The sequence below is a fragment of the Breoghania sp. JC706 genome (assembly GCF_037026715.1).
Taxonomy (GTDB): Bacteria; Pseudomonadota; Alphaproteobacteria; order Rhizobiales; family Stappiaceae; genus Breoghania.
Genome location: NZ_JBANCG010000004.1, coordinates 88,747 through 115,316, shown reverse-complemented (window position 1 = coordinate 115,316; position 26,570 = coordinate 88,747). Strand labels below are relative to the sequence as shown.

General features: G+C 66.7%; 21 protein-coding genes and 1 tRNA gene. 5 read left to right on the top strand and 17 right to left on the bottom strand.

Annotated elements, in window-relative coordinates; all coding sequences use genetic code 11:
- Positions 1 to 208 precede the first annotated feature (208 nt).
- The 11 genes from rpoN to V2L18_RS08975 all read right to left on the bottom strand — a co-directional run bounded on the left by rpoN (position 209) and on the right by V2L18_RS08975 (position 13,513).
- Positions 209 to 1,747: an RNA polymerase factor sigma-54 gene (gene rpoN, locus V2L18_RS09025; protein WP_336177896.1), complete on the bottom strand. Its 1,539-nt coding sequence runs from the start codon at positions 1,745 to 1,747 to the stop codon at positions 209 to 211.
- A gap of 168 nt (positions 1,748 to 1,915) precedes the next feature.
- The gene (gene lptB, locus V2L18_RS09020; protein ID WP_336178278.1) at positions 1,916 to 2,728 is read right to left on the bottom strand and encodes an LPS export ABC transporter ATP-binding protein; all 813 of its coding nucleotides are present in this window, start codon (positions 2,726 to 2,728) and stop codon (positions 1,916 to 1,918) included.
- A 200-nt stretch (positions 2,729 to 2,928) separates the two neighbouring features.
- Positions 2,929 to 3,498, bottom strand: a complete 570-nt coding sequence (locus V2L18_RS09015) for an LptA/OstA family protein (RefSeq protein WP_336177894.1) — start codon at positions 3,496 to 3,498, stop codon at positions 2,929 to 2,931.
- On the bottom strand, positions 3,495 to 4,217 hold the full coding sequence (locus V2L18_RS09010) for an LPS export ABC transporter periplasmic protein LptC (protein ID WP_336177892.1): 723 nt from the start codon (positions 4,215 to 4,217) through the stop codon (positions 3,495 to 3,497). Before V2L18_RS09010 ends, V2L18_RS09015 begins: the two co-directional genes overlap by 4 nt.
- Before the next feature lie 202 nt (positions 4,218 to 4,419).
- A complete protein-coding gene (locus V2L18_RS09005) occupies positions 4,420 to 5,040 on the bottom strand; it encodes a ribonuclease D (protein ID WP_336177891.1) in 621 nt (206 codons plus the stop codon).
- 160 nt (positions 5,041 to 5,200) lie between these two features.
- Complete coding sequence (locus V2L18_RS09000) at positions 5,201 to 8,278, bottom strand: molybdopterin dinucleotide binding domain-containing protein (protein ID WP_336177889.1); 3,078 nt, start codon at positions 8,276 to 8,278, stop codon at positions 5,201 to 5,203.
- A gap of 12 nt (positions 8,279 to 8,290) precedes the next feature.
- Positions 8,291 to 9,403, bottom strand: a complete 1,113-nt coding sequence (gene nrfD, locus V2L18_RS08995; protein ID WP_336177887.1) for an NrfD/PsrC family molybdoenzyme membrane anchor subunit — start codon at positions 9,401 to 9,403, stop codon at positions 8,291 to 8,293.
- Positions 9,403 to 10,158, bottom strand: a complete 756-nt coding sequence (gene dsrO, locus V2L18_RS08990; RefSeq protein ID WP_336177886.1) for a sulfate reduction electron transfer complex DsrMKJOP subunit DsrO — start codon at positions 10,156 to 10,158, stop codon at positions 9,403 to 9,405. Before dsrO ends, nrfD begins: the two co-directional genes overlap by 1 nt.
- Before the next feature lie 547 nt (positions 10,159 to 10,705).
- Positions 10,706 to 11,317 carry a response regulator gene (locus V2L18_RS08985; RefSeq protein ID WP_336177884.1) on the bottom strand — a complete coding sequence of 204 codons (612 nt, stop codon included), beginning with the start codon at positions 11,315 to 11,317 and terminating at the stop codon, positions 10,706 to 10,708.
- Entirely contained in the window at positions 11,307 to 13,154 is a 1,848-nt protein-coding gene (locus tag V2L18_RS08980) for a PhnD/SsuA/transferrin family substrate-binding protein (protein ID WP_336177882.1), read from the bottom strand. Before V2L18_RS08980 ends, V2L18_RS08985 begins: the two co-directional genes overlap by 11 nt.
- A 272-nt stretch (positions 13,155 to 13,426) precedes the next feature.
- A tRNA-Leu gene (locus V2L18_RS08975) sits at positions 13,427 to 13,513 on the bottom strand.
- A gap of 379 nt (positions 13,514 to 13,892) precedes the next feature.
- Between V2L18_RS08975 and V2L18_RS08970 the strand changes: the two genes are divergently transcribed.
- Positions 13,893 to 14,870: a complex I NDUFA9 subunit family protein gene (locus V2L18_RS08970; protein ID WP_336177881.1), complete on the top strand. Its 978-nt coding sequence runs from the start codon at positions 13,893 to 13,895 to the stop codon at positions 14,868 to 14,870.
- A 93-nt stretch (positions 14,871 to 14,963) separates the two neighbouring features.
- Here V2L18_RS08970 and V2L18_RS08965 read toward each other — a convergent pair whose 3' ends face one another.
- Positions 14,964 to 15,770 carry an undecaprenyl-diphosphate phosphatase gene (locus tag V2L18_RS08965; protein WP_336177879.1) on the bottom strand — a complete coding sequence of 269 codons (807 nt, stop codon included), beginning with the start codon at positions 15,768 to 15,770 and terminating at the stop codon, positions 14,964 to 14,966.
- 267 nt (positions 15,771 to 16,037) lie between these two features.
- On the opposite strand from V2L18_RS08965, the gene V2L18_RS08960 reads away from it, so the two are divergent.
- The 4 genes from V2L18_RS08960 (at position 16,038) to V2L18_RS08945 (ending at position 20,347) form a co-directional block, all read left to right on the top strand.
- Positions 16,038 to 16,730: a glutathione S-transferase family protein gene (locus tag V2L18_RS08960; protein ID WP_336177877.1), complete on the top strand. Its 693-nt coding sequence runs from the start codon at positions 16,038 to 16,040 to the stop codon at positions 16,728 to 16,730.
- 64 nt (positions 16,731 to 16,794) lie between these two features.
- Positions 16,795 to 17,931: a tRNA epoxyqueuosine(34) reductase QueG gene (queG, locus tag V2L18_RS08955; RefSeq protein ID WP_336177875.1), complete on the top strand. Its 1,137-nt coding sequence runs from the start codon at positions 16,795 to 16,797 to the stop codon at positions 17,929 to 17,931.
- Between the two features lie 376 nt (positions 17,932 to 18,307).
- A complete protein-coding gene (locus V2L18_RS08950) occupies positions 18,308 to 19,078 on the top strand; it encodes a glucose 1-dehydrogenase (protein WP_336177873.1) in 771 nt (256 codons plus the stop codon).
- 63 nt (positions 19,079 to 19,141) lie between these two features.
- Positions 19,142 to 20,347: an acyl-CoA dehydrogenase family protein gene (locus V2L18_RS08945; RefSeq protein WP_336177870.1), complete on the top strand. Its 1,206-nt coding sequence runs from the start codon at positions 19,142 to 19,144 to the stop codon at positions 20,345 to 20,347.
- A gap of 211 nt (positions 20,348 to 20,558) precedes the next feature.
- Here the strand turns inward: V2L18_RS08945 and V2L18_RS08940 are convergent, their stop codons facing one another.
- From V2L18_RS08940 to V2L18_RS08920, 5 genes are all read right to left on the bottom strand, one after another.
- Positions 20,559 to 21,503, bottom strand: coding sequence for an ABC transporter permease (locus V2L18_RS08940; protein WP_336178277.1), 945 nt, complete (start codon positions 21,501 to 21,503; stop codon positions 20,559 to 20,561).
- Positions 21,500 to 22,549, bottom strand: a complete 1,050-nt coding sequence (locus V2L18_RS08935) for an ABC transporter permease (protein ID WP_336177868.1) — start codon at positions 22,547 to 22,549, stop codon at positions 21,500 to 21,502. The genes V2L18_RS08940 and V2L18_RS08935 overlap by 4 nt, the downstream gene beginning before the upstream one ends.
- On the bottom strand, positions 22,539 to 24,080 hold the full coding sequence (locus tag V2L18_RS08930) for an ABC transporter ATP-binding protein (protein WP_336177866.1): 1,542 nt from the start codon (positions 24,078 to 24,080) through the stop codon (positions 22,539 to 22,541). The genes V2L18_RS08935 and V2L18_RS08930 overlap by 11 nt, the downstream gene beginning before the upstream one ends.
- On the bottom strand, positions 24,077 to 25,474 hold the full coding sequence (locus V2L18_RS08925; RefSeq protein ID WP_336177865.1) for an amidase: 1,398 nt from the start codon (positions 25,472 to 25,474) through the stop codon (positions 24,077 to 24,079). The genes V2L18_RS08930 and V2L18_RS08925 overlap by 4 nt, the downstream gene beginning before the upstream one ends.
- 72 nt (positions 25,475 to 25,546) lie before the next feature.
- Complete coding sequence (locus tag V2L18_RS08920) at positions 25,547 to 26,548, bottom strand: BMP family protein (RefSeq protein ID WP_336177863.1); 1,002 nt, start codon at positions 26,546 to 26,548, stop codon at positions 25,547 to 25,549.
- Positions 26,549 to 26,570: the final 22 nt, after the last annotated feature.

Genomic DNA, 26,570 nt, shown 5'->3' with positions numbered 1-26,570 from the left:
ATATCACGACCGCCCCTCATGTGCCGCATCTTCTGTCGCGTGAGGTTGTCTCGACTGAACGAGCCCGGACTTCTAAGTCGGCGGCGCGGTTAAGTCAATTGGCAGCGCCGGGGCGTTTTTGCGCAGTAGGGGTTTCCCGGACGGATGCCGGATGGCCCGCTGATGCCCCCCTGATGATCCCGGCATGGCGCCCGGACGGACCCGCGCCTCAGCCCTTCTTTTCGCGCCGCCGCTGGACGGAGGAGGGGATGCGCAGCGACTCCCGGTACTTCGCCACCGTGCGCCGCGCGATGTCGATGCCCGCCTCCTTCAGCATGCTGACGAGAGTGTCGTCGGACAGGATCGCATCCGGGCTTTCCTGATCGATCATCTGCCGGATGCGGTGGCGCACCGCCTCGGCCGAATGCGCGTCGCCCCCTTGCGACGAGGCGATGGCGGAAGTGAAGAAGTACTTGAACTCGAAGATGCCCCGGGTCGTCGCCATGTACTTGTTGGAGGTTACCCGCGAGACGGTCGATTCATGCATGCCGATGGCATCGGCGACGGTGCGCAGGTTGAGCGGGCGAAGATGCTGCACGCCATGGGTCAGGAAGGCGTCCTGCTGGCGCACGATCTCGGTGGCGACCTTGAGGATGGTGCGCGCCCGCTGGTCGAGGCTCTTGACCAGCCAGTTGGCCGTCTGCAGGCAGTCGGTCAGATAGGCCTTCTCGGTCTCGTTGCGCGTGGTCTTCTGCACGGTCGCGTAATAGGTCTGGTTGACAAGGACCTTGGGCAGGTTGTCGCTGTTGAGCTCGATCGACCAGCCGCCGTCGGCGCCCGGCCGCACGATCACGTCCGGCACCATGGGTTGCACCAGCACGTTGCCGAAGGTGCTGCCCGGGCGCGGGTTCAGCGCCCTGATCTCGCCGATCATCTCCGCAAGATCCTCGTCGTCCACCCCGCACAGGCGCTTCAGCGCGGCGATGTCGCGTTTCGCCAGCAGCTCGATGTTGGCCAGAAGCGCCGCCATCGCCGGGTCGTAGCGGTCCTTCTCCTTCAGCTGCAGGCTCAGGCACTCGGCCAGGTCGCGCGCAAACACCCCGGTCGGCTCCAGCGTCTGCAACCGCTCCAGCACGCTTTCGACCTGCGCCGGCTCCGCGCCAAGCCGTTCGGCAACCTCGCTGATATCGGCGCGCAGGTAGCCCGCCTCGTCCAGATTGTCGATGAGATTGCGGGCGATCACCCGTTCCGCCGGATCGGTGATCAGCAGCGCCATCTGCTCGCCCAGATGATCGGACAGCGACACGTCCTCGGCGACGAAGCTCTCCAGATTGTAGCCTTCGCCGGATGCCGCGCCGCGCCCGCCACCCTGCTGCCACGGGTCGCCCGCCAGCGCGCCGGGGTCCTGGGTGCCGGACGGCGTGTCGTCCTGATAGACATTGCCGAAATCGGCATCGAGCTTGTCGGCGATCGCGCCCGGTTCGCGCTCGATCTGGGCATCGACCCAGTCGGCGCCCTCCGCGTTCGCCGGCTCCGCGTCGCCGCTCTCCGGGGCTCCGCTTTCGCTTGTCCCGCCTTCGCCCCCCTCCGGTGCGCCGCCGTCGTCGCCCTCGCCGCGTTCCAGCAGGGGATTGCGCTCCAGTTCCGCATCGACATAGGCCACGAGATCGAGGTTGGACAGCTGCAGCAGCTTGATCGCCTGCATCAGCTGCGGCGTCATCACCAGTGACTGGCTCTGGCGGACCTCAAGTCTCGGTGCGATGGCCATGCGCGATTTGCGACCCCGTTGCGAAAAACTGGTCCAATTCTTGCTTTTGGACTTTCTTCGGAGTCTTACACTACGTCGCGCGTGCGTTCAAAGCGTAAACGGCGATACGACCGATGGTCGCCCCACCGACGCCGCGCGAGGCTTTGCCCGTTTCGGTTTCGCCTGCCGTCAGAACGTGAACTGTTCGCCCAGATAGAGCCGGCGCACGTCCGCATTGTCGACGATGTCGCGCGGCAGGCCCTCGGTCAGCACTTCGCCGGAGGCGATGATGTAGGCGCGGTCGATCAGCCCCAGCGTCTCGCGCACGTTGTGATCGGTGATCAGAACGCCGATGCCGCGCTGCGTCAGATGGCGCACAAGGTGCTGGATGTCGCCCACGGCGATCGGATCGATGCCGGCGAACGGTTCGTCGAGAAGCATGAAGGCGGGACGGCTGGCAAGCGCGCGGGCGATCTCCACGCGCCGCCGTTCGCCGCCCGACAGCGCGATCGCTGGCGATTTCCTGAGGTGCGTGACGCCGAATTCGGTGAGCAGCGCGTCGAGCTCCTCCGCCCGCTTCCGGCGGTTCGGCTCCACCACTTCCAGCACGGCGCGGATGTTGTCTTCGACCGAAAGCCCGCGGAAGATCGAGGCTTCCTGCGGCAGGTAGCCGATGCCGAGGCGGGCGCGGCGATACATCGGCAGCCGGGTGATGTCGAAACCGTCGAGCTGGATGGTGCCGTGATCGGGCTGGATCAGGCCGGTGATCATGTAGAAGACGGTGGTCTTGCCCGCACCGTTCGGACCCAGCAGGCCGACGGCCTCGCCGCGATGCACCGACAGGCTGACATCTTTGACGACACGGCGCCGGCGGTAGCTCTTGCCGATGCCGTTGATGACGAGAGCGTCCCTGTTGAGCGCATCATCGTCGGGTGCGTTCGCGTCGCGGACCTGAGGTCCGGCGCGACCCTTCTTCGAAAACGGCACGGGGAAGGGGAACAGTCTCAAGGGTTCTGGTCTCGGTATGGGGCTTCGGCCGTCGAAGGTTCCGGCGGCTTTTCCTATAGGCTTTGTCCGGACGTGTCGAGGGACGGGCGGGGACGCCCGGTCGTCAACCGGGACGAGGGCCGGCCCGGAATTCGGTCAGGCAGCGCACGACACGGCGGCGCCGGACCTTGGCCGCGCGGCGGCAGGCCGCCGGATCAGTTCGAGCCGGTTCCCTTGCCGTTCAGGCTGTTGGGCGTGATCAGCACCTTCACGCGCCCCTTGTTCGGCGCCTCCAGGTCGACCTTGCCCGTCTTGAGGTTGACGGTAAGGCGGCTGCCGACGACCACATTCGGCCCCTGCGAGAGCACCACCTCCTTGCCCGACAGCACGAGCCGCTCGCGCTCCATGTCGAAGGAGGCCTGATCGCCGGTCGCGGTCTGGTCCTTGGAGGAGATCAGCACCGTGCCGCTCGCCTCCATCTTCGAGATCCGGCTCTGCACCGGCCCGCCGGCGGCCGATCCGGCATAGTAGATCTTCAGCCGCTGGGTCTTCAGCGTCGCGTCGCCCTGGCGCACCACCACGTCGCCGACGAATACGGCCGTGTGGTCCTTGTCCTGAACGTTGAGTTCCTTCGCCTCGATCTGGATCGGCTCCTTCTCGTTGGAGCCGAAGCCGGCGAAGCTGTCGGAGAAGGTCTGTGCGGCGGCCGGCGGCACGGCCGAGGCGAGCCCGAGGGCGACAATGGCGGCAAAAAGCAGGCCTGCGACCGGCAGGGAGCGGATCATTGAGCTTGCTCCGTTTTTTTCTTGTCGCCCGTATGGGCGGGTCTGAGTGTCATCTTTATCCCATCGCTGAAATGGACGCTCGCGCCGTTGTCTGCAACAGAAATCCGGCCCGCCTGGAAAGTCCCCTGGTCCGAACTCACGTGAATGGTGTCGTCGGACAGGATCGCGCCGCTTTTCAGGTCGACCTCCGCGCCGCTCAGGGTCACGTGATAGCCGCGGCTCCATTCAAGATTGATCCCGTCGGAAAGCTTCAGCCGTTCGTTGCCACCGTCATAGATACCGTGCGGCGCGGTAAAGGCCACCCATTCGTCGGGGCCGAGTTTCACGCGGGCGTCGATTTCCTCCAGATTGATGATCTTCGGGTTCATCAGGCTCTGGATCGCGCGTTTGGCGGTGACATGGTAGGAACGCTCGCCGTCATGGCCGGAAAGCTCCGGATTGCTCATGACGATGCCCTCGCTGGTGATGTCGATCGACCCGAGATCGAAACCGGGCAGGAGATTGCGCAGCATCATCGCGCCGAGGACGCCCACCACGATCAGCAGGCTGATCGCCGGCAGAAGGCGCTTCAGCCAGCGTACCCGCGTCGAATGGCGGCGCGCCGCCCGGCGCTCGCGGCGCAGCCGTTCCGGGGTCTGCGCGCCCCACAGTCCGGAAGAGAGGCCGTCTGCGTCTCCGGCGGTGGAGTGCGGGCCGATCGGGTCCGTTCGCTGATCCATCTGGTCTCTTGTCGGGAATTGCAGGGGATCCTTGCCGATCCTTATACGCGCCATTTGGACGAATGTGGACCACATCCGCCTGATCCTCGCGCCCGCTCCCTGAACGCCGCGTGAACGCGGGCCGCGGCTGCGGTGCCGCCGCCCGATTGGCCTCTCGCCCAGATTGCATCAGGCGCCCAGATTGCATCAGGCCCAGATTGCATCACGAATGAGCGAAGATGTCCGTTTCCGGCCAGCCGTCAAGGTCGAGGCGCGCGCGGGTGGGCAGGAAGTGGTAGCACGCCTGGGCGATCTCCATGCGGTTCTCGCGCTCCAGCCGGACGATCAGCTCGTCGCGCAGGGCATGGAGATAGAGCACGTCGGAGGCCGCATAGGTGAGCTGGGCCTCGGTGAGTTCGGCTGCGCCCCAGTCGGAGCTCTGCTGCTGCTTGGAAAGCTCCACGCCGATCAACTCGCGCGTCAGATCCTTCAGCCCGTGCCGGTCGGTGTAGGTGCGCACCAGCCGCGAGGCGATCTTGGTGCAGAAGACGGGCGTCGTGTCGATGCCGAGCCCTTCGTGCAGCGCGGCGATGTCGAAGCGGGCGAAATGGAAGATCTTGACCCGCGCCGGATCGCCCAGCAGGGCGGCGAGGTTCGGCGCCTCGCGCTGGCCTTGCGCGATCTGCACCACATCCACCGTGCCGTCGCCGGGCGAAAGCTGCACAACGCACAGCCGGTCGCGGTGCGGGTTGAGGCCCATCGTTTCGGTGTCGACAGCGACGGCGCCTCCGGCCGGATAGGAATCGAGTGAGGGCAGGTCGCCCCTGTGCAGGCGGATGGTCATGCGGGGTATCCCGGTGGAAACAGAAGGAAGGGCGCGCAAACGGCGCATTTCGACCGTGTATGCCAGAACCCTTGCCCCCTGCCAACCGCCGACGACGCCGCATTGCGGGCCGTGAGCGGAGCTCGGACCGGGCGGCTGGCGCGCCGCCCGGTCCGTCGTCTCACGCGATCCGGGCGAGCTTCGCCGGCAATCCGTGGCGCACCGCCGTGCCGGAGACCGGATCGACCCACACGCCGGGGTTCGTCGTCCGCGTCGGATCCAGCATGCCGATGTCGTTCAAGAGCACCCCGGCGCCGATGCCCTCGTCGGCCTCCCAGACCTGATCGTCGATGCGGATCTCGCTGGCACCGAAGGCCCGGTGGCCGAAGCCGTGCATGATGGCGACCACGCCCGGAGCCACCCCGTCGCGCACCACCACCACGGTCTCCAGGCTTCCCCCCGGCGTCGTCAGGCGGATCCTGTCGCCGGTCGCAAGACCGTTACGGGCGGCAAGCTCGGTCCCGACGATCGCGGGGTTGCTCGCCACGATCCGCCGCAGCGCCGGCGCGCCGATGGAATAGGAGTTCTGCAACGGCGACTTGAAGCTGACCACCTGCACCGGCCATTCGGCCGCCGGATAGTGCGCGCTCACCTTGTCGCCGTTGGTGAATTCCGGCTCGCGCCAGGCCGGCGTTCCCGGCATCGTGCGGCCGGTCGTCGCCTGATGGAAGGTGCCCAGCGCCTCGTTGTAGACCAGCATCGGCTCCTTGAACGGGTGGGCGGCCGTCTCGCCCTTGTAGGACCTGTCTATGTTCTCGTAGCGCCCGCCCTTTGCGTAGACCGTGGCCGCCTTGCGCCATTCTTCCTCGGTGAGCACGGCTTTCAGGTCGTCCGCGATGCGGCTCACGCCGGAAAGGGCGATGTCGTCGTCGCTGGCGTCGTCAACCGGCTTGCCGCCGACATAGGCAACGTTCGCGGCCCCGCGCAGGAACCAGTCCTCCGCCCGATTGAGCGGATGCAGCTTGCCGTCCGCATCCGGAATGGCGTCGTCGCCGAAGCCCGGCAGGTTCATGGCCTTCGCCGTGGCGATGAGGAAGCTCTCAAGCCCGATCGGCTGGCCGTCCGGCGTCTTGTCCGCCTTCGACGGAATGACCGGCCAGCGCGCGGTGGTCGCCTTGGTGGCAACGCCGCCCCACGGCTGGGTGAAGCCCCATGTCTCGTACATCACCGAATCCGGCACGATATAGTCGGCGATCGCCCCGCTTTCGTTGATGAACGGGTCGATGTAGATGATCAGCGGGATCACCTTCGGGTCCTTCAGCCGGTCCATCAGGTGCTCGATGCCGGGAATGCCGTAGACCGGATTGGTGTTGCGGAAGATCAGCGCCTCAAGGGCGTAGGGATAGCCGTTGACCGCCGTCGAGATCCATTCCGTCGCAAGCCCCGGCGCGTTCGGATACCACGGACCCTCGGCGGTATAGGGCTTGCCGGCGGCCTTCTTGCGCTTGAATTCCGAGGTCTTCTCGAACGGGATGTTCCGCCCGATCGGCACGCCCTTGGCCTTGACCATGCGGGGGAATTTCTTGAGATCATACCGCGGGCCGTTCTGGTCGGGATACCAGCCGCCCGAAACCATCGTGCCGCCCTTCAGGTTGAGGTTGCCGATCAGCGTGTTCAGCATCATCAGCGCATAGGCGTTGTAGAAGCCCGAACCGTTCATCATGCCGCCGTGCGAATTGACCGCCGCCTTGCGCCCGTGGCTGGTGAGTTCCGTGGCAAGCGAGACCAGCCGCGCCTCGGGAATGCCGGTGATGTCGGCGTAGTCCGCCATCGAACGCGACAGCGCCTCGCCGCGCAGCAGCGACAGCGAGGTTGCGACCCGGATCGCGCCGGCCGGGGGCTCGACCACATCGTCAAAGAACAGCGGGGCAGGGGCCTCGTCCGGAACCACGGGGCCTGCATCGCTTGCCACAAGCACCGGATCGCCGTCCCCATAAGCATCACCGGCAAAGGCAAGGCCCATGTCGGAGGCATGCAGGAAATGGCCGTGGCGCGGGTGGTCAGGCTCAGTGACGACAAGATGCGTGGCGTTGGTCCAGCTGGCTTCGCCGGCCTTCTCCGCCGCCTTCTGGCTCGGCTGAGCCAGATAGTCCTTGTTGATGCGGTCGTTTTCGAACATCCAGCGCATCAGCGCCATGGCGAGCGCGCCGTCGGTGGCGGGCCTGATCGGCACCCAGTCCACCCGCGCACCGGAAGCCTCGCTCTGGGAATTGTTGAGGACCGGATCGACGACGACGTATTTCAGCTTGCCGTCGGCGCGTGCGGACGCCACCAGATTGCCGACCCGCTTGAACGGATTGCCCGCATTGCCGGGTGCGGTGCCGACGAACAGGATGAACTCCGCCTCGCCGAAGTCCGGCTTTGCGTGCGGCATGGCCTTGAAGTCGCCGAACATCGCGCCGGAGCCGGAGCGGTAGGCGCCGCCGCAATAGGAGCCGTGACGCACGAAGTTGTTGGAGCCGAAGCCCTGCTTCAGCCACCTGAGCACCAGCCCGTCGCGCCCGTCGTTGACGCAGTTCATCAGCGCAAGCCGGTTGGCGCGCGGGCCGAACTCGGGCGCTTGCGGGTCGATCGGGGTCTTCAGGTCCCGGATCTCCTTCAGGCCCGCGACCTTGCCCTCGCCGAAGAGATCGCCGCCATGGACCACTTCCTCGATGAGCTGGTCGAAGGAGATCGTCTGCCACTTGCCGCTGCCGCGCGTGCCGACGCGCTTCAGCGGCTTCAGCACCCGGCGCGGATTGTCCACCTGCTGCAGCACCGCGTTGCCGCGTCCGCAGGCGGTGGAGCGGAACTTCATGCCGTCCTTCTCGCCCGCCAACGCCATCGCCTTGAAGCTGTCGCGCACGGAGGTCTCGTAAGGCAAATACGGATCGGTGCTCATCGGGCTGTAGGGATTGCCGGCAACCCGCAGCACCTTGCCGGTGCGCTTGTCGATGCGCACGCGCACGCCGCACTGGGTGGTGCAGCCGATGCACTGGGCGTAGCTGAGCTGCTGATCGGGGTTGAGGATCACCTCGCCCGTCGCGGCATCGATCCGGTATTCCGGTTCCGGCGCATTGCCCGTCAGGTTCTTGCGCGGCTTTTCCCCGGCCCAGGCGCCGCTGACGAGCTTTTTGCCCGTCTCCGCATATCCGGCCGCGAAGACCGCCAGCGATCCGACAGCGGCAGCCCCTTTGAGAACGTTTCGGCGTGAGGTCATGACTGCGTCTCCTCAGCTCTGGCTGGCCGTGCGGCGGGCGGCGTGCCGCTCAGGCGTGCCGGCGCTGGTCCAGGGAATGAACGTGGTGAAGGCGATGATGAGGAAGATCCACAGCCCGAAGGTGCCGATCACGCCCATCAGGCTGTCGAGCCCGCGGGGCAGCAGCGCGTCATAGAGCCCGCTGCCGACCTTGGGCACCGACTGTCCACCCATGAAGACGGTCCAGCGGAACATCCAGGCCGCGTGGACGGCGATGAGGCCGGTGAGAAGGCCCGTGCCGGAGGGCTTAAGCAGTGCGATGGCGAAGGGGCAGGCGATGGCGAGCACCGCCCACAGCGCGACGTGCTGCCAGACCGGGAAACCCGCGACCGAACGCAAGGCTTCGGCGATGACCGGAGAAAGCCCGCTGAGCCCCAGTGCGAACCACAGCGCGCCGATCGCGCCGACAACGGCAAGGGCTGCCACGAGCATGCGGTTGAGCTGCCCTTCCAGGGCCCGTTGGCGCAGCATCAGCGCGTTCAGCACCAGCATGACGCCGATGCTGGCGACGAAACCGGTGGCGAGGAACTGCAAGGGCAGCAGCGGCGTGTTCCACAGCGGCCGGGCCCGCACCACGAAGACCTCCGCCCCCGTGTAGGTGAGGATGGCGACGGCGAGCAGCGCCGCGAGCGAACCCACCGCCGGGGTGAAGGCGTTGTTGCTGCCGCCAAGGCTCAGCAGCCGGAACAGCCATGCAAAGCGCCAGTCGCCTTGCGAAAGCTCGGCAAGCTGCGGCCGGTAGGCGGCCCAGGCGTAAAGGATCAGCACCGCGACGAAGGCCGGCACGATCCACGCGCCCCAGGCCATCCAGGAACCGGGCTGGAAATAGGCGTAGAAATGCCAGAACCGGTTGGGTTCATGCAGGTCGGCCAGCAGCGCGATGGGCGCCGTAATGCCGGTTGTGACCGCCGTCAGCATGGCGAGCCGGGCCATCGGCAGGGCCTGCGCGCGGCGGAACACGAAGGCGGGCAGGGTGAAGAAGAGAGCGGTGGCGCTGGTGGCGATCAGGAAGAAATACTGCACCGCCCAGGGCTGCCAGACGGCGGCATGGTTGGCGCCGACGAGTTCATGGATCTGGAGGTCCATCACGCGGTCTCCTCTTCCAGCTGGGTGAACGGCGGATGATAGGCGGGCTCGCCGGCCACCCGGCCGGACAGCGCCTGATCGAGCCCGATGTAGAAGACATTGGGATGGGTCTTCATTTCCGGCCTCAGCACCGCGACGGCGTTTTCCGCCAGAAGCTTGGAGACCACGCTGTCGGGATCGTTCAGATCGCCGAAATTGCGCGCGCCGCCGACGCAGGTTTCAACGCAGGCCGGCAGCAGGCCGGCAGACGTGCGGTGGAAACAGAAGGTGCACTTGTCCGCGACCTGTGTTTCCTCGTTGATGAAACGCGCATCGTAGGGACACGCCTGCACGCAGTAGCCGCAGCCCACGCAGCGGCTGGCATCGACCAGAACCTCGCCTGTGCCCTCCTGCTTGAACGTCGCGCCCACCGGGCAGACGGGCACGCAGGCCGGCTCGTCGCAGTGGTTGCACAGCCGCGGCAGCATCGCCATGGCCGGATCCTTGCCCTCGCGCACGATCTCGTAGACCGACACATGCGTGCGGAACGCGCCCTCCGGCACATCGTTTTCCATGATGCAGGCGACGGTGCAGGCCTGACAGCCGATGCATTTGCGCAAGTCCACCACCATGCCGTGATGCGGCCCTTTTGCGGCTGCAGCGCCAGCGGTGTCCGTGGCGGAACGGGCGGGCGAGGAGGCGCCCGCCACACTGGCGGCGGCCCCCATGGTCACCGTGCCGATCGACCTTAGAAAGTCACGTCGGTTCGTAGCCATGACATCTGAATCCCCATTTCGGTCAGGTGTCAGGCTAGATCGGCTGCGCGAAGGAGATAATCGGCTCTCACCCCTAAGGGATTAGGGGTTTACCCCGAGGTTTGGGCGAAAAGTCATCCGGGAGTGCTGCGGTAGCCGTCTCCGGTGGGTCGCGCCGGCGCGATCCCGGACGTTCTCTCTTGCCATTTTCGCCGTCCTCACCGCCGTCATTGCCCGGCTCTGTGTCCGGGCAATCCATCGCCGGCCCACAACGCGCGGGGAGTGGTGGATCACCCGGACTGCGCCGGGTGATGACGATGGAGGGATCGGGGGAAGACGGAGCCGCGATACAGGAGGGAAAGGCGAGGGGCAAGCGTATGACATTTATAGGGTGATGTCGGGCCCGGCCTTTTCTGGCGCCCTTTTCACCGCCCCCTCGACCGTCATTGCCCGGCTCTGTCCGGGCAATCCATTGTCGGCCGCAGAGGGCGCGGAGAGCGCTGGATCACCCGGACTTCGCCGGGTGATGACGATGGAGGGATCGGGGCCGCCCTTGCGCCGCAGACACTCACGTCCACCCGGCTTCCATCAGCTTGCGCACGAATTCCGCCGCCGAGCCGGCGCCGAGCTTTTCCATGGCGTTGTGGCGGTGGATCTCCACGGTCTTCATGGAGATGCCGAGCTCGAAGGCGATCATCTTGTTCTGCTTGCCGGCCATCACCGCGCGCGCCACTTCCCGCTCGCGCGGGGTCAGGCTGGCGACCAGCGCGCCCACATCCGTCTTCGCCCGCTGCTCCGCCTGCCGCCTGTCGCAAAGCCGCAGCGCCTCGTTGATGCGCTCCAGGAGGTCCATGCCGTTGACCGGCTTTTCCACGAAGTCGTAGGCACCCGCCCGCATGGCGCGCACCGTCAGCGGAACGTCGCCGTGCCCGGTGATGAAGATCACCGGCAGCAAGCACCCGCGCCGGTTCATCTCGTCGAGAAGCTCCAGCCCGGTCATGCCCGGCATGCGCATGTCGAACAGGCAACAGCCGCGCACCTCCGCGTCGAACTCGGCGAGAAAGGTCTCCGGCGCGGCGAAGCTCCTGATCTCAAGCCCGAGCGAGCCGAGCATGAAGGCGAGCCCGTCGCGCGCCGCCTGATCGTCGTCGACGATGTAGATGGTTGCGCTAGCCGCCATCTGTTTCTCTCTCCTCGCAAGGGGCTTCTGCGTCCGGTCTCGTCTCCGCCGCCGGCAGCCAGAAGGCGACGCGCGTCCTGTTGCCGGCCATGCGTTCCGCCCAGAGCCGGCCGCCATGGGCCTCCATGATCGAGCGCGAAAGCGCAAGTCCGAGCCCGATGCCTTCCGTCTTCGTGGTCAGGAACGGTTCGGCGAAACGCGCCAGAACCGCGTCGCTCAGCACACCTGCCGTATCCTCCACCGACAGCTCCACGCCCGCCCCCTGACGCTTCGTCGCAACAGCGATTTCTGGCGAGGAGCCTTCCTCCTGCGCCTTCAGCGCATCGACAGCGTTCTGCACCAGGTTGAACACCACCTGCTCGATCTGCACCCGGTCGGCCATGACGACGGGCAATCCGGGTTCGAGCGCGATGTCGACGGCGATGCCTGCGCGCGAGGTCGTGGCACCGAACACCACCTGGCAGTCCTGCACCAGCCGGTTGAGGTCGACGTCCTCCGGCTCGCTCTGATGCTTGCGCACGAAGGCGCGGATGCGCTGGACAACCTTCGCTGCGCGCTGGGCCTGTTCCACGATCTGCCCGGCCGCCAGGCGCATGTCGTCCTTCGAAAAGGTGCCCGCGTCTATCCGCATCAGGCAGCCCTGCCCGTAGGTGGCGATGGCGCCGAGAGGCTGGTTGAGTTCATGCGCGATCGCCGTCGCCATCTCGCCGAGGATCGACAGGCGGGCGACGTGCTCCAGCTCGCGCTGGCGTTGCTGGACCTGCGTTTCCGCCTTCCGGCGTTCCGCCATTTCGTGCAGCAGCGTGTCGTTGGTCTCCGCCAGCGCCCTTGTGCGGTTGCGCACCAGCGTCTCCACCCGCACGAAATAGAGCCCCCAGCACAGGAGCCCGACGCCGGCGACGATGAACCAGTCGCGATAATCGTCGAAGAACTCGCGCACGCTGATCCGCCCGGTGCGGGCATAGGGGCCGATCCTCAGCTCCCGAAACACCTCCAGCACCGGCTGGTAGTCGAGCGGCACCGTCCATGTCCGGTGGCCCTCGCCGTCGGGAACGGAAAGCAGCACCCGCGCCACCTTCTTGGCGAGCGCCGGGTCGGTCGCCTTGGTCTTGGCGAACGGCCAGTTGGGATAGATGCGGCTTGATAGCTTGCAAGGGATCTCGCTCTGGGCCTGAAGGCCGATGACGCGAAGCGCGCCGTATCGCTCCGGCGCCTGCGCCTGCAGGCTTTCCAGCAGGCAGCCCCTGAGCACGCCCGCATCCGCCTTTCCCGCCAGAACCGCCTCGGCCACATTGGACATGGGATTGCCCATCTCCACCAGCCGCACGCCGTCGGGCGGATCGATGCCGAGTGCATGCAGTTCCCGCCACACGAGCTGGAAGCCGCCGAAAGCGTTCACCGAATTGATCGCCAGCCGCTTTCCGGCAAGATCGGCGAGCGAGGCGATGTCGGGCGAGGCGGTGAAGACGGTGGAGGCGACCGGCGGCCCGTTTTCCAAAGTGGCGATGCGGCTGACCTTGTAGCGGTATTCGAGAACCGCGTACTGGCCGGGATTGGTGATGATGAAGGCCAGTTCGCCCTTTTCCAGAGCCCGCGTCATTTCCGGGATGGTGAGGGCGATCAGTTCGAACGTGTTCCCGGGCAGGGCTTCGTTCAGCACCGCGATCGTGTCGGCCCATGTGGCGATGGCCTCGCGCTCGCCCATGTAGTTGAGCACGCCGACCTTAAGAGGCGCGGATGAAGATGCGGGCGCGGGCGGCTGATCGGGGGCCGCGAACGCCGCCGCCGGCAACGCGAACACCGAAAAGAGGAGGACGAGAAGGCGCAGCGCGTTCATATCTGCCCGTTTCGGGAGAAAGCGGCAACCGGACCGGCAGCGGCCTGCGCCGGACTGCCTTCGATGCGACTGCCTGCCGTTGTGACGTCGTCTGCCTATCACAAAAGCGCGAACCGCGCATGCCGGCGGCGTCTCGTCCGCCCACCTGCGCCACGACGGCGATCCTGCCCCCGATCCAAAAAACGAACAGACCCCGAATACGAAAAAAGCCCCGGAGAACCGGAGCTTTTTCGAATGTTTCAGACTGTGGCAGATCGTCTGAAACCGGAATTTGGTGCCCAGGAGAGGACTCGAACCTCCACGCCCTTTCGAGCACTAGCACCTGAAGCTAGCGCGTCTACCAATTCCGCCACCTGGGCCGATGGCGGCGATACATACGGACCCCGCCGCGCCTTGTCAATCACATAACAAGCGGTTCCTGTGGGCTTTTCAACACCCGTTTTATTTTGTCCTCGCGCGCGTCAAAACGGTGTTGGAGATCCTGCGCACTTCACACGCGCCGTCCAAGGCGGTATGAGGCTGAGGACGCGACGATGCTGCGCTGCCCACGCCTTCGATGACGGCGTGCCGGGAGGATGGTCCGTTTAAGCCGCAAGGGCGACGGATCACCGGAAAAGGACCCTGGCGCAGAGCCTGCGCGCAAGACGAATCGGACCGCTGGTCGTCAGCCGGTCCGGCGCGTGGCGCGCGCGGGGTCGCAACGCGTGACATGCGGTGGGCTTGGAAGAAGGAGCGATCATGACCACTCCGCTCAACGGAAAACTTGTGACGGTGTTCGGCGGCTCCGGTTTCGTCGGCCGCTATGTTGTGCGTGCGCTGGCCAAGCGCGGCTGGCGGGTGCGGGTGGCCGTGCGCCGGCCCGATCTCGCCTTCCACCTGCAGCCGCTTGGCACCGTGGGTCAGATCCACGCCGTGCAGGCGAACCTGCGCTATCCCGATTCGGTCGCGCACGCGATCGCCGGCGCCGATGCCGTGGTCAACCTCGTCGGCATCCTCGCCGAAGGCGGCCGTCAGACCTTCGATGCCGTCCAGGCCTTCGGCGCACGCGCCGTGGCCGAAGCCTGCCGCGAGGCCGGCATCACCGATCTCGTCCACGTCTCGGCCATCGGCGCGGATGCGAATTCGCCCGCCGGTTATGCCCGCTCCAAGGCGGCCGGCGAGGCCGCGGTGCGCGAGGCCGTGCCGGAAGCCGTGATCATGCGGCCCTCCATTCTGTTCGGACCCGAGGACGATTTCTTCAACCGCTTCGCGGCCATGGCGCGCATGTCGCTGATGTTGCCTTTGATCGGCGGCGGGGAGACCAAGTTCCAGCCCGTCTTCGTCGGCGACGTGGCCGAGGCGGTGGCCCGCGCGGTCGATGGCGAGGCGGAAGCCGGCGCCACCTACGAGCTCGGCGGCCCGCAGGTGAAGACGTTCCGCGAATGCATGAAGCTGATGCTGGAAATCACCGCGCGCAAGCGTCTGCTCGTCAGCCTGCCGTTCGGTCTTGCGCGTGCGCTTGCCCGCATCGTGCAGATCCTGCCGAAGGCACCGCTCACCGTCGATCAGGTCCGCATGCTGGAGGTGGACAATGTGGTTTCCAAGGAAGCCGCCGATGCGGGGCACACGCTGGAAGGTCTCGGCATTTCGCCGGTGACGCTGGCGGCCATCCTGCCGACCTATCTCTGGCGCTTCCGCGTGCACGGACAGTTCGATTCCGCCTATCACGCCAAGTAGGGGGCGGGCGCGTCGCCGCAGCTTTTGCGGTGGCGGCGGTCTTTTTTGCGACAATTTTCTGCGGCAAGGCCGGTCCGGTCTTGCCGCTTTTGTTTAGCCGAAGGCGTAAAGTCCGGCGAAGCCGGCAAGGCCGACCACGATGCGCCACCACGCAAACAGCGCAAAGCCGTGGCGCGAGACATAGTCGAGGAGCCAGCGCACCACCACGACGCCGGCGATGAAGGCCGTGACGAAGCCGACGCCGATGACGGCCGCATCGTCGAAGGTGATGGCGTGGCGGTTCTTGAAGAGATCGAGGGCGAAGGCGCCGGCCATGGTCGGCATCGCCAGGAAGAAGGAGAATTCCGCCGCAGAGCGCTTGTCGGTTCCCATCAGCAGCGCGCCGACGATGGTGGAGCCGGAGCGCGAAACGCCGGGAACCATCGCCAGGCACTGGCACAGGCCGATGCCGAAATAGATCCGCATCGGGTAGCTTGCCACGTCGTGATAGCGCGGCTTCAGGTCCAGCCGGTCGACCCACAGCAGGATCAGGCCGCCGAGGAAAAGCGTGGTGCAGATGAGCGCGGGGGATTCGAACAGAACCGCCTTGATGAAATCATGGGCGAGAAAGCCGATGAAGGCGGCCGGCAGGAAGGCGAGCAGGATGCCGGCGACGAAGTACCGGCTTCTGGGGTCCGACGGCAGGCTGATGAAGAGCTGCCAGAGCTTGGAGAAATAGACCGACAGGATCGCGAGGATCGATCCGAGCTGGATCAGGACCTCGAAGGTCTTGCCGGGGTTCTCGAAGCCCATGAAATGGCCGAGCAGCAGCAGATGGCCGGTGGAGGAGACGGGAACGAATTCGGTCAGGCCCTCGACGGTGCCCAGGATAAGCGCCTCGAAGATGGTCTGTAGGTCCATGGAAATCGGGTCCGTTGATGAGGATAGAGGATCGGGAGAGGGAAACGCGACCGGGCGGGCGTGGTTATACCCGGCAATGCGCCCGGTCCGGCTCCCGACCTGGCAGGTTGATCTGGCGGCGCCTTGCGGCGTCGGGTAAGGGTCCTGAAAGATCTTGCAGGCGGAAAAGCGGCGCTTGCAGGATCCGTTTACCGGTTTCTCGTATTGGGCACATCAACAATGTTGAAGGCGGCCCAGCGGACCGCGGTACGAGTATATGAACCACGCATGCTGATCGTATATCACCACCCCTTCTCCCCGGCCTCGCGCTTCGTGCGCCTGGCGTTGCACGAGTATGGCGTCAATTTCGAGGCCTACCTGGAATTCCCGTGGCAGCGGCGCCGCGATTTCCTGCTGATCAATCCCGCCGGCACCGTTCCGGTGGCGGTGGAAAACGACGGCACGCCCATCTGCGGCGCCGGCGTGATCATGGAATATCTCGACGAGACGCGCGGCTACATGATTCCGGAAAAGCGGCTGATGCCCGACAATGCCGAGCGCCGGGCCGAAGTGCGCCGGCTCGTCGACTGGTTCCTCGGCAAGTTTGACCGCGAGGTGATCGGCCATTTCGTGCGCGAAAAGGTCTACAAGCAGGAGATGCCGAAATCGGCCGGCGGCGGCGAGCCTGATTCGGCAGCGCTGAGGGCCGCGCGCACCAACATCCGCCACCACATGCGCTATATCGGCTATCTCGCGGCCTCGCGCCGCTGGCTCGGCGGCGACAAGCTGAGCTTTGCCGACATGGCCGCTGCGGCCGAGCTTTCGTGTGCCGACTACCTGGGCGAGGTGCCCTGGGAGGAGGACGAGAACGCCAAGGCGTGGTACGCGCGGGTGAAATCGCGCCCGAGCTTCCGCTCTCTGCTCGGCGAGACAATCCCCGGCATGCGCCCGGCGCCGAGCTACGCGGATCTCGATTTCTGAGGCGCAGGCCCCGGGGCGCGCAACGGAAACGCAGCATTGAACGGGCAGGCAAGGGGAGCCGGGTGTGCGGCTTGAAAGGGCGATAGCGGAAAAGGCGCGGGCGCTGGGCTTCGATGCCTGCCGCATCACCCATGCCGACGCCATCCCTGAAGCGCCGGAGCGCCTTGCCCGCTTTCTCGCCGACGGCCACCACGCCACCATGGAGTGGATGGAGGAGACGGCGGAACGCCGCGCCGCGCCGCGCGTGCTGTGGCAGGACGTACGCTCCATCGTCATGCTCGGCATGAACTACGGCCCCGACCGCGATCCGCTGGAAAATCTCAAGAAGGCCGATGTCGGCTCGATCTCGGTCTACGCCCGCCATCGCGACTATCACGACGTCATCAAGGGCAAGCTGAAGACGCTTGCCGGCCAGATCGGCGCGCTGGCGCGTGAGGGCGGTGATAGTGGCCCGAATGTCAAAGTCTTCGTCGATACTGCGCCGGTGATGGAAAAGCCGCTGGCCGCCGCCGCCGGGCTCGGCTGGCAGGGCAAGCACACCAATCTCGTCTCGCGCGACTTCGGCTCCTGGCTGTTTCTGGGCGCGATCTTCACGACGCTCGATCTTGCGGCCGATGCGCCGGAGGCGGACCGGTGCGGTTCCTGCCGCGCCTGCCTCGACATCTGCCCGACCAGGGCCTTCCCCGCCCCCTACCGGCTCGATGCCGGGCGCTGCATTTCCTATCTCACCATCGAGCACAAGGGCCCGATCCCGCGCGAATTCCGCCAGGCCATCGGCAACCGCATCTACGGCTGCGACGATTGCCTCGCCGCGTGCCCCTGGAACAAGTTCGCCGAAACCGCGCGGGAGGCGAAACTGAAGGCGCGCGCCGATCTGGAGGCCCCGAAACTCGCCGAGCTTGCCGAGCTCGATGACGCGGCCTTCCGCGCGCTTTTTTCCGGCTCCCCGGTCAAGCGCCTCGGCCGCGACCGCTTCATCCGCAACGTGGCTATCGCCATCGGCAATTCAGGCGATGCGTCGCTGGCCGAAAAGGCGCGCGCACTGCTGGATGACCCGGCCCCGGACGTGCGCGGCGCGGCCGTCTGGGCGCTGTCGCGGCTGCTGCCGGGGGAGGAGTTCGCGGGGCTCGGGCGCGAAAACGCGGAGCGGGAGGAAGACCCGTCCGTGCGCGAGGAATGGCGATCGGCCGCCGCCTCCTGAGTGCTTGGCCCGAAATCGGTAGTTGGTTCTTCGTCCCGAATTCCACGCGCCTTCATACCTCTCCCCCTCCTTTCATACCCCTCCATCGTCATCACCCGGCGAAGTCCGGGTGATCCAGCGCGCACCCCGAATGCTGCGGCTGGCGATGGATTGCCCGGACTTCGCCGGGCAATGACGGTGGTGGGGCATGAGGAGGAATAGCCGAAAGCCCATAGCCCGATACCATTTTCGGGCAAGACCCTGAGTGCCCCTGCACGCATCCGTGGTGATCCTTTCCTTTCGCAATCGCGAACAGGTTTCCCATTCGCGTCATTGCCCCTAAAGTCATGGAACCGAACCGGCTCGGGAGAAGCCGACGGGAACCTGGGAGGATTTCATGGATCTTGGCGCACGGCTGAAAGGCCGCCGCATACTTGTCACCGGCGCATCGAGCGGGCTCGGCACGCATTTTGCCGAAATCTGCGCGAAAAACGGCGCCAGCGTCGCCGTCGCCGCACGGCGTATCGACCGGCTGGAACAACTCGTCGGCGAACTGAAGGCCGCCGGCGCGCCCGAGGCCGTCGCCCTGCCGCTCGACGTCACCGACGAGACATCGGTGAAGGACTGCACCACGGCGGCTGCCGATGCGCTTGGCGGGCTCGACGTGCTCGTCAACAACGCCGGCATGGCGAGCGAAGGCCTGTCGCTCGATCAGACGATCGAGGATTTCGACGCGGTGCTCGACGTGAACCTGCGCGGCGTGTGGCTGATGGCGACCGAAGCCGCCCGCCACTGGCGCGATGCGCAAACGCCGGGCGCGATCATCAACATCGCTTCGGTTCTCGGGCTGCGCGTTGCCCCCGGCGTGGTCCCTTACGCGATTTCCAAGGCCGGCGTCGTGCAGCTCACCAAGGCGCTGGCGCTGGAGCTTGCGCGCTTTCAGGTGCGGGTCAACGCCATCGCACCGGGCTATTTCGCCACCGAGATCAACGAGGGTTTCTTCGAGACCCCGCGCGGCGAGGCGATGGTCAAGCGCATCCCGATGCGCCGCATCGGCCATCTCGGCGAGCTCGACGCGCCGTTCCTGCTGCTGGCCACCGACGCCTCGTCCTTCATGACCGGCGCCGTCATTCCCGTCGACGGCGGCCATCTCGTCAATTCGCTCTGATCCCGCCCTCTCTTTCTGCCCTTTCCCCACCGTCCCTTTCTGCCCTTGCAAGGAACACGACCGATGGATTTCACGCTCGATCCCCGTCACGAGGAGCTTCGCCTCAGCGTGCGCGCGTTCGTCGCCGAACACCTGCTGCCGCTCGAATCCGATCCCGCGACCTACAACGAATACGAGAACATCCGCCTTGCGCTGCGCGACGAGCTGCGCGTGAAGGCGCGCGCGGCGGGGCTGTGGGCGCCGCAGGTGTCGCAGGAACGCGGCGGGCTCGGGCTTTCCATGGTTGGCCAGGCCGTCTTCTACGAGGAGGCGAACCGCTGCGTCTTCGGGCCGTGCGTCTTCAACAGCGCGGCACCCGACGACGGCAACATGCGGCTTCTGGAAATGACGGCCACGGAAGAGCAGAAGGCGCGCTGGCTGCAGCCGATCATCGAGGGCGAGGTCAACTCCTCCTTCGTGATGACCGAACCGCATCCCGGCGGCGGCTCCGATCCCGGCATGATCCGCACCCGCGCCGAGCGCCACGGCGACAGCTGGAAAATCTACGGCCACAAGTGGTTCATCTCGGGCGCGGCGATCGCAAAACACTTCATCCTGATCGCGCGCACCGACGACAATCCGGACGAGAAGCGCCGGCACCTGACCGCCTTCCTGTTCCACCGCGACCAGCCCGGCTGGCGCATCGTGCGGCGCATCGAGAACATGGGCCCTGATGAGCACGGCGGCGTGTGCGAGCTGGAATTCGACGGGCTGGAGATCCCCGACAGCTGCCGGCTGATGGAGGTCGGCGACGGGCTGAAGGTGACGCAGATCCGCCTCGGGCCGGCCCGCCTCACCCATTGCATGCGCTGGCTCGGCGTTTCCAAGCGGGCGATGGAGATCGCGCAGGAGTATGTCTCGCGCCGCGAGGGCTTCGGTGTTCGTCTCGCCGATCGCGAATCGGTCGGACTGGCGCTCGGCGAGGTGGCGCACGAGATCCAGATGGGCCGGCTCTTGGTCATGCACGCGGCCTGGAAGCTTGATCAGGGCGACCGTGCCCGGAAGGAAGTGTCGAGTGCCAAGATCCACATGGCGGACACGCTGCACAAGGCGATCGACACCGCGATCCAGCTCAACGGCGCGCGCGGCTATTCCAAGGACACCATGCTGGAATGGATGTACCGCTACGCCCGCTGCGCCCGCATCGTCGACGGCGCCTCGGAGGTGCACAAGATGGTGCTCTCGCGCTTCTATGCCAAGGAAGGCGACGACTACTGGAGCTGGGGGTAGGGCGCTGCGTTCGGAGGCGAGCAGGTCGCCCGTCCTTCGGGACATGTTCTTGCGAGTTTGATCGCCCAGACCCCTCCGTCGTCATTGCCCGGCGCAAGTCCGGGCAATCCATCGCAGGCGGCAGCACATGGGGCGTGCGCTGGATCACCCGGACGGAGCCGGGTGATGACGGCGGCGGGGTGTGAGACCGTGTCCTCGGTCCCCTCCGCCGCTACCGTTCCCCGCGCCGATAGGCCTGCATCAGCGCCTGCGGCACTCTTGCGCGCCGGGCCATCACCACGAGCGCGACGATCGACATGATGTAGGGCACCATCAGAAAAAGCTGATAGGGCACCGCCTTGCCGACGACGGTCTGGAGGCGGAGCTGGTAGGCGTCGAACAGCGCGAACAGCAGCGCGCCGAGCAGCGCCCGGGAGGGTCGCCACGAGGAGAACACGACGAGCGCGATGCACACCCAGCCGCGTCCCTGGATCATCGTCGGGAAGAACGAGTTGAACGCCGACAGCGTCAGGAACGCGCCGCCCACGCCCATCAGCGCGCTGCCGGCCATGATCGCGCCGTAGCGCACCGTGATCGGGTTGACGCCCTGCGCCTCCGCCGCATGCGGGTTCTCGCCCGTCATGCGCACGGCCAATCCCAGCGGCGTGAAGAACAGCACGTAGCCGAGCACGACGGCGAGCAGAACCGCGAGATAGGTCGGCGCGGTCTGGGTGAACAGCGCAGGTCCCACGAAGGGAAGGTCGGAAAGGCCCGGAATGTCGATCGGCTGGAACGGCTCGATGGTCGGCGGCGTGCCGGCGACGGGCACGATCAGGCGGAACAGGAAATAGCTGAGCGAACTTGAAAACAGCGTGATGCCGAGCCCCGTCACGTGCTGCGACAGGCCGAGCGTCACGGTCAGTGCGGCGTGCAGCAGCCCGAACAGCGCGCCGCAGATTGCGGCCACGAGAAGCCCGGTCCACAGGTCCGCGCCGTTGAAGACCGCAAGCCAGCCCACCATCGCGCCGAAGGTCATGATGCCCTCAATGCCGAGGTTCAGAACGCCCGCGCGCTCGCACAGGAGCGCCCCCAGCGTGCCGAAGATCAGCGGTGTGGCGATGCGCAGCACGGCGGCCCACAGGCCTGCGGAAGCGAAGATGTCGAGGATCTCCATTATTTGCGGATCCTGTACTGCGTGAAGAACAGCGCCACCAGCATGGTCAGCAGCGACAGGGCGACGGTGACGTCGGCGATATAGCTCGGGATGCCGATGGCCCGGCTCATGCCGTCCGCGCCGACGAACATCGCGGCGGTGAAGAGCGCGGCCGCGATGACGCCGATGGGATGAAGATTGGCGAGCATGGCGACGATGATGCCGGAATAGCCGAAGCCGGGCGAGAGATCCGTGGTCACGTAGCCCTTCACGCCCATCACCTCGACAGCACCCGCAAGCCCGGCCAGCCCGCCGGAAAGGCACGCCACCTTGATCAGCGTGGAGGCGAGCGGCACGCCGGCGAATTTCGCAGCTCTCGGGTTGAGCCCCGCCGCCTTGGACTGCATGCCGAAGACCGTGCGCGCCTGCACGATATGGACGACGACGGCGATCGCGACCGCCACCGCCAGCCCGATGTGGAGCCGCGAGCGCTCGATCAGCTTGGGCAGGATCGCGTTGTCGGCGACCGGAACCGACTGCGGCCAGCCGAAGGCCAGCGGGTCCTTCAGCGGTCCCTCGATCAGCATGGAGACGAACAGGACCGCGACGAAGTTCAAAAGCAGCGTCGTCACCACCTCGTCCACGCCGAAGCGCAGCCGAAGCCCCAGCGGCACGAGCAGCACGATCATGCCGGCGACGGCGCCGATGAACATGAGAAGCGGAATGGCGAGTGCTGCCGGCAGCCCGGCGGTCGCCTGCGCGCCGAAGGCGGCGACCGCGATGGCGCCGATGTAGAACTGCCCTTCCGCGCCGATATTCCACACCTGCGCCCGGAAGGCGACGGCGGCGGCAAGTCCGGTGAAGATCAGCGGGGTTGCCCGGGTCAGCGTCTCGGTGAAGGCGAGTTTGGAGCCGAAGGAGCCGACGGCGATCTGGTAATAGGCCTCAAGCACCGGCGCGCCGGCCAGCGCGATCAGCACACCCGATATGGCGAGCGCGGCCGCGATGGCGATCACCGGCGAGGCGATGACGAGGGCGAAAGGCCGGTGCGGGCGGCGTTCAAAGCGCATGGCTGGCCTCCCCGTACTGGCTATCCTTGTTCCAGTCGCCCGCCATCATCAGCCCCAGTCTCTGCGCATTGGCCTCTTCGGCTGCAAGCGGCGGCGACAGCCGTCCCTTGACGATGGCGCGGATGCGGTCGGCAAGGCTCAGCACCTCGTCCAGATCCTCCGAAATCAGCAGCACGGCGGCTCCCTTGGCGCGGGCTTCGAGAATGCGGGTGTGAACGGCGGCGATCGCGCCTTCATCAAGGCCGCGCGTCGGCTGGGCGGCGATCAGCAGCTTCGGCTGGTCGTGCAGGTTGCGGCCCAGAATGAGCTTCTGCATGTTGCCGCCCGAAAGAAGCCGCGTGCGCCGGTCGGGGGCGCCGCCGCGCACGTCGAAGTCCTCGATGATGGTCGCCGCGAACGCCCGCGCCGCCGCCCTGTCGACGAAACCGTTCTTCGAAAAGCGCTTCGAGCGCACCCGCTCCAGAATGGCGTTTTCCCAAAGCGTCATCTCGCCGATGGCGCCTTCGGCGTTGCGGTCTTCGGGAATGCGGCCGACGCCGGCTTCCACCAGCGCTTCCACGCCGGTCGGGATCGGTTCGCCGAAGAGCCTGAGTTCGCCCGCGGTCGCATCCGACAGGCCCGAGACGAGGTGTGCGAGCTGCGCCTGCCCGTTGCCGGAAACGCCGATGATGCCGAGCGTCTCGCCGGCGCGGATCTGGAAGTTGAGATCCGAGAGACGCGCGACGCCGTCAACGACGAGGGAGGCGCCGATGGCCTCCAGCACCACATCGCCCGCCTTGCCGGCCTCGCGTTTCGGCCGCGCGACCTGGCGCCCGACCATCAGTTCGGCCAGCTCTTCCTTGGTGGTTGCTTCCGCCTGGCGTTCGGCCACCACCTTGCCGCCGCGCAGAACCACCACCCGGTCGGCGGCGGCCAGCACCTCGTTGAGCTTGTGCGAGATGAAGATCAGCGACAGGCCCTGGCGCGCCATTTCGCGCAAGGTGGAAAACAGCCGCTCGGCCTCCGCGTTGGTCAGCACCGCCGTCGGCTCGTCGAGGATCAGGATGCGCGCGTCGTTGTAGAGCGCCTTGAGGATCTCCACGCGCTGCTGCTCGCCGACCGACAGATCACCGAGGCGCGCATCCGGGTTGACCGCCAGCCCGAAGCGGTCGGCTATCTCGGCGAGCTTGCGGCGCGCCGAAGCCGTGTCCGATTTCGCCCGCCACAGGCTCTGGGTGCCGGTCATGACGTTTTCCAGAACCGTCAGGTTCGCGGCAAGCGAGAAGTGCTGGTGCACCATGCCGACGCCGGCATCGATTGCCGCGCGCGGCCGGCCCGGCGGCAGGGCGCGGCCCTCCACCTCCACCGTGCCCTCGTCGGGCGTGTAGTGGCCGAACAGGATCGACATCAGCGTTGTCTTGCCGGCACCGTTCTCGCCCAGAAGCGCCAGCACCTCGCCGCGCGCGAGATCGATGGACACCGCGTCGTTGGCGATGGTGTCGCCGAAGCGCTTGGAGATGTTGGAGAGGCGCAGGACAGGTGTCTCGCTCATGCCGGCAACCCCGCGACCGGAAAACGGTGAGCCCATGGCCGCAGTCGCTCCAGCGTTTCGGCCAGTGTCAAAAGCCGCCTGTCGGCGCCCATCGGTCCCATGATCTGGACGGGAAGCGGCAGGCCGTCCGCATCCTCGCCAAACGGCATGGCAAGGGCCGGAACGCCCGTCATGTTGGCGAGCGAGGCGAGCGGCGCAAACGCCGTCATGCGGCCCCAGTGGGCCTCTACCGCGTCATGATCGGTCGGGAACGCGCCGAGCTTCGGCGGGGCGGCGCTGAGCATCGGCGTCAGCAGGAGATCGACCTCGCCGAAGAGCCGCCACATCGCATGGGCGGCGAGCACGCCTTCCTGCTCTGCGCTCCACAGCTCGGCCGCCGAAAGCGCCCGCCCGCGTTCCAGCACCGCGCGCGTCAGCGGCTCCAGCTTGTCCTCGTCGAGGGTGCCGTCCGAAAACCCGGCCGCCATGGAGGCACAGATAATGCGGTCGAAGCCGCGCATGCTGCTGGCAACAAAGGTCTGGAGGCGGGCGAACGGAATATCGACGATCCGGTGGCCGGCGCCTTCCAGAAGGGCGGCCGCCTCGCGCAAGGCCTTCTCGCGCGCCGGATCGAACGCGAAGGGTCCGAGATCGCCGATAAGGCCGATCGTCAGCCGGCTCTGGATATCGGGATCGAGGACGGGTTCCGGCGTCGGCCCCTTGGCATGGCCGGCCAGATGATCGAAGGCCCGGCGCGCATCGCGCACCGACCGGCAAACGGCGAATTCCGAGGCTATCCCGCTGAGGTGATTGCGGAAATCGGGTCCGCCCGGCATCAGCCCGCGCGAGGGCTTCAGGCCGATGAGGCCGCAGCAGGCGGCCGGCACGCGGATGGAACCGCCCGCATCCGTCGCATGCGCGATGGCGACGATGCCGGCCGCCACCGCCGCCGCCGCCCCGCCGGAAGAGCCGCCGGGCGTGCGTTCGGGATCGAGCGGATTGCGCGCCGGCGGCAGGCCGAGGGGCTCGGTCGCCAGCGACAGGCCGAATTCCGGCACCAGCGTGGAGCCGAAGGGGATCAGTCCCATCTTGCGGAACCGGCGGGCGAATTCGCTGTCGGCGGTGCCGTTCGCGGTGCCGCGCAGCGCGTTGGAGCCGGCGCTTGCGGGAATGCCGGCGAACGGGCTGCCGAGGTTCTTGGCAAGCGTCGGCACGCCGGCGAAGGGCCGGGTGACGAACCGGGCCGGCCGGTCGAGCCGCTCCTGTTCCATCACCTCCGCGACGCAGATGCCGAGTTCTGGCACGAGAACGTCGACGGCGCCGAAGCCGGAATGGGTTCTTGCGGCGCCGATCGCGGCATCCATCGCCTCGATCGCGCTCACATGTGAAGACGCGATGGCCTCTGCAAGGGCCATCGCGTCGTCCTGTCCTGTCATGGTTGGTCGGGCGTTCACGCCGTCAATCGCAGTTCTGTTTTCGGCGCCGTCTTACTTGGGCTCGCTCATGTCGCGCGGCACCTCGAACGTGCCGGCCTTGATCTCGGCGCGGCGCTTCTCCATCGCCTCTTCCGCTTCCTTGGGCGCCACGCCCTTGGTGTAGACGATGTCCGAGCCGCCTTCCTTCATCAGGCCGTAGGCGGTGTAGACCCGGCCCACCGGCTTGCCGGCCTTCACGTCGGCCACCGCCGCATCGAGGATCGGGCGGAAGTACCACATCGCGTTGGCGAAGACCGTGTCGGGATAGCGGTCGGTGTAGTCGATCAGCGAGCCGACGGCCTTGATGCCGCGTTCCTTGGCGGCATCCGCCGTGCCGATGCGCTCGCCGAACAGGATGTCCGCGCCCGCATCGATCTCGGCCAAGCCCGCCTCGCGCGCCTTCGGCGGATCGAAGAACGTGCCGATGAACGAGACCAGCGTCTTGCACTCCGGGTTCACCTCGTGAACGCCCGCGTTGAAGGCGTTGATCAGGAGGTTCACTTCCGGGATCGGAATGGCGCCGACGGAGCCGACGATGTTGGTCTTGGTCATCTTGCCGGCAAGCATGCCCGCCAGATAGGCACCGTCGAAGTTCCAGGTGCCGAAGACGCCGAAATTGTCGCCCGACGCCTCGCCCGAGGAGCCCATCAGGAAGGCCACGTCCGGATAGTCCTTGGCGACCTGGCGCGCCTCGCGCTCCACCGCATAGGATTCGCCGACGATCAGGTCGACGCCCTTTTCCGCGTATTCGCGCATGGCGCGCGGATAGTCGGTGCCCGACACGCCTTCGGAGAACTCGTACTCGATGACGCCGTCCTTGGCCGCCGCCAGCAGCGCCTCGTGCAGGCGCGAGTTCCAGGCGTTCTCCACCGGCGAGGCGTGAATGCCCGCCACCTTCAAGGGCGTGTCCGCCAGAACGGCCCGCGTGCCGGAAAGCGTTACCGCAAGGCCCGCGCCAAGAGCCGCGCCGCTCGCCAGAACGCCGCGGCGTGTCATCGATTTGAGGATCGCCATATCCCTGTTAACCCCGGTTGTG

What these genes read in the sequence shown, in the direction of transcription:
- rpoN (WP_336177896.1), bottom strand. Translation starts at nt 1,747, where the DNA reads ATGGCCATCGCACCGAGACTTGAGGTCCGCCAGAGCCAGTCACTGGTG.
- V2L18_RS09015 (WP_336177894.1), bottom strand. Translation starts at nt 3,498, where the DNA reads ATGATCCGCTCCCTGCCGGTCGCAGGCCTGCTTTTTGCCGCCATTGTC.
- V2L18_RS09010 (WP_336177892.1), bottom strand. Translation starts at nt 4,217, where the DNA reads ATGGATCAGCGAACGGACCCGATCGGCCCGCACTCCACCGCCGGAGAC.
- V2L18_RS09005 (WP_336177891.1), bottom strand. Translation starts at nt 5,040, where the DNA reads ATGACCATCCGCCTGCACAGGGGCGACCTGCCCTCACTCGATTCCTAT.
- V2L18_RS09000 (WP_336177889.1), bottom strand. Translation starts at nt 8,278, where the DNA reads ATGACCTCACGCCGAAACGTTCTCAAAGGGGCTGCCGCTGTCGGATCG.
- nrfD (WP_336177887.1), bottom strand. Translation starts at nt 9,403, where the DNA reads ATGGACCTCCAGATCCATGAACTCGTCGGCGCCAACCATGCCGCCGTC.
- dsrO (WP_336177886.1), bottom strand. Translation starts at nt 10,158, where the DNA reads ATGGCTACGAACCGACGTGACTTTCTAAGGTCGATCGGCACGGTGACC.
- V2L18_RS08985 (WP_336177884.1), bottom strand. Translation starts at nt 11,317, where the DNA reads ATGGCGGCTAGCGCAACCATCTACATCGTCGACGACGATCAGGCGGCG.
- V2L18_RS08980 (WP_336177882.1), bottom strand. Translation starts at nt 13,154, where the DNA reads ATGAACGCGCTGCGCCTTCTCGTCCTCCTCTTTTCGGTGTTCGCGTTG.
- V2L18_RS08970 (WP_336177881.1), top strand. Translation starts at nt 13,893, where the DNA reads ATGACCACTCCGCTCAACGGAAAACTTGTGACGGTGTTCGGCGGCTCC.
- V2L18_RS08965 (WP_336177879.1), bottom strand. Translation starts at nt 15,770, where the DNA reads ATGGACCTACAGACCATCTTCGAGGCGCTTATCCTGGGCACCGTCGAG.
- V2L18_RS08960 (WP_336177877.1), top strand. Translation starts at nt 16,038, where the DNA reads ATGCTGATCGTATATCACCACCCCTTCTCCCCGGCCTCGCGCTTCGTG.
- V2L18_RS08950 (WP_336177873.1), top strand. Translation starts at nt 18,308, where the DNA reads ATGGATCTTGGCGCACGGCTGAAAGGCCGCCGCATACTTGTCACCGGC.
- V2L18_RS08945 (WP_336177870.1), top strand. Translation starts at nt 19,142, where the DNA reads ATGGATTTCACGCTCGATCCCCGTCACGAGGAGCTTCGCCTCAGCGTG.
- V2L18_RS08935 (WP_336177868.1), bottom strand. Translation starts at nt 22,549, where the DNA reads ATGCGCTTTGAACGCCGCCCGCACCGGCCTTTCGCCCTCGTCATCGCC.
- V2L18_RS08930 (WP_336177866.1), bottom strand. Translation starts at nt 24,080, where the DNA reads ATGAGCGAGACACCTGTCCTGCGCCTCTCCAACATCTCCAAGCGCTTC.
- V2L18_RS08925 (WP_336177865.1), bottom strand. Translation starts at nt 25,474, where the DNA reads ATGGCCCTTGCAGAGGCCATCGCGTCTTCACATGTGAGCGCGATCGAG.
- V2L18_RS08920 (WP_336177863.1), bottom strand. Translation starts at nt 26,548, where the DNA reads ATGGCGATCCTCAAATCGATGACACGCCGCGGCGTTCTGGCGAGCGGC.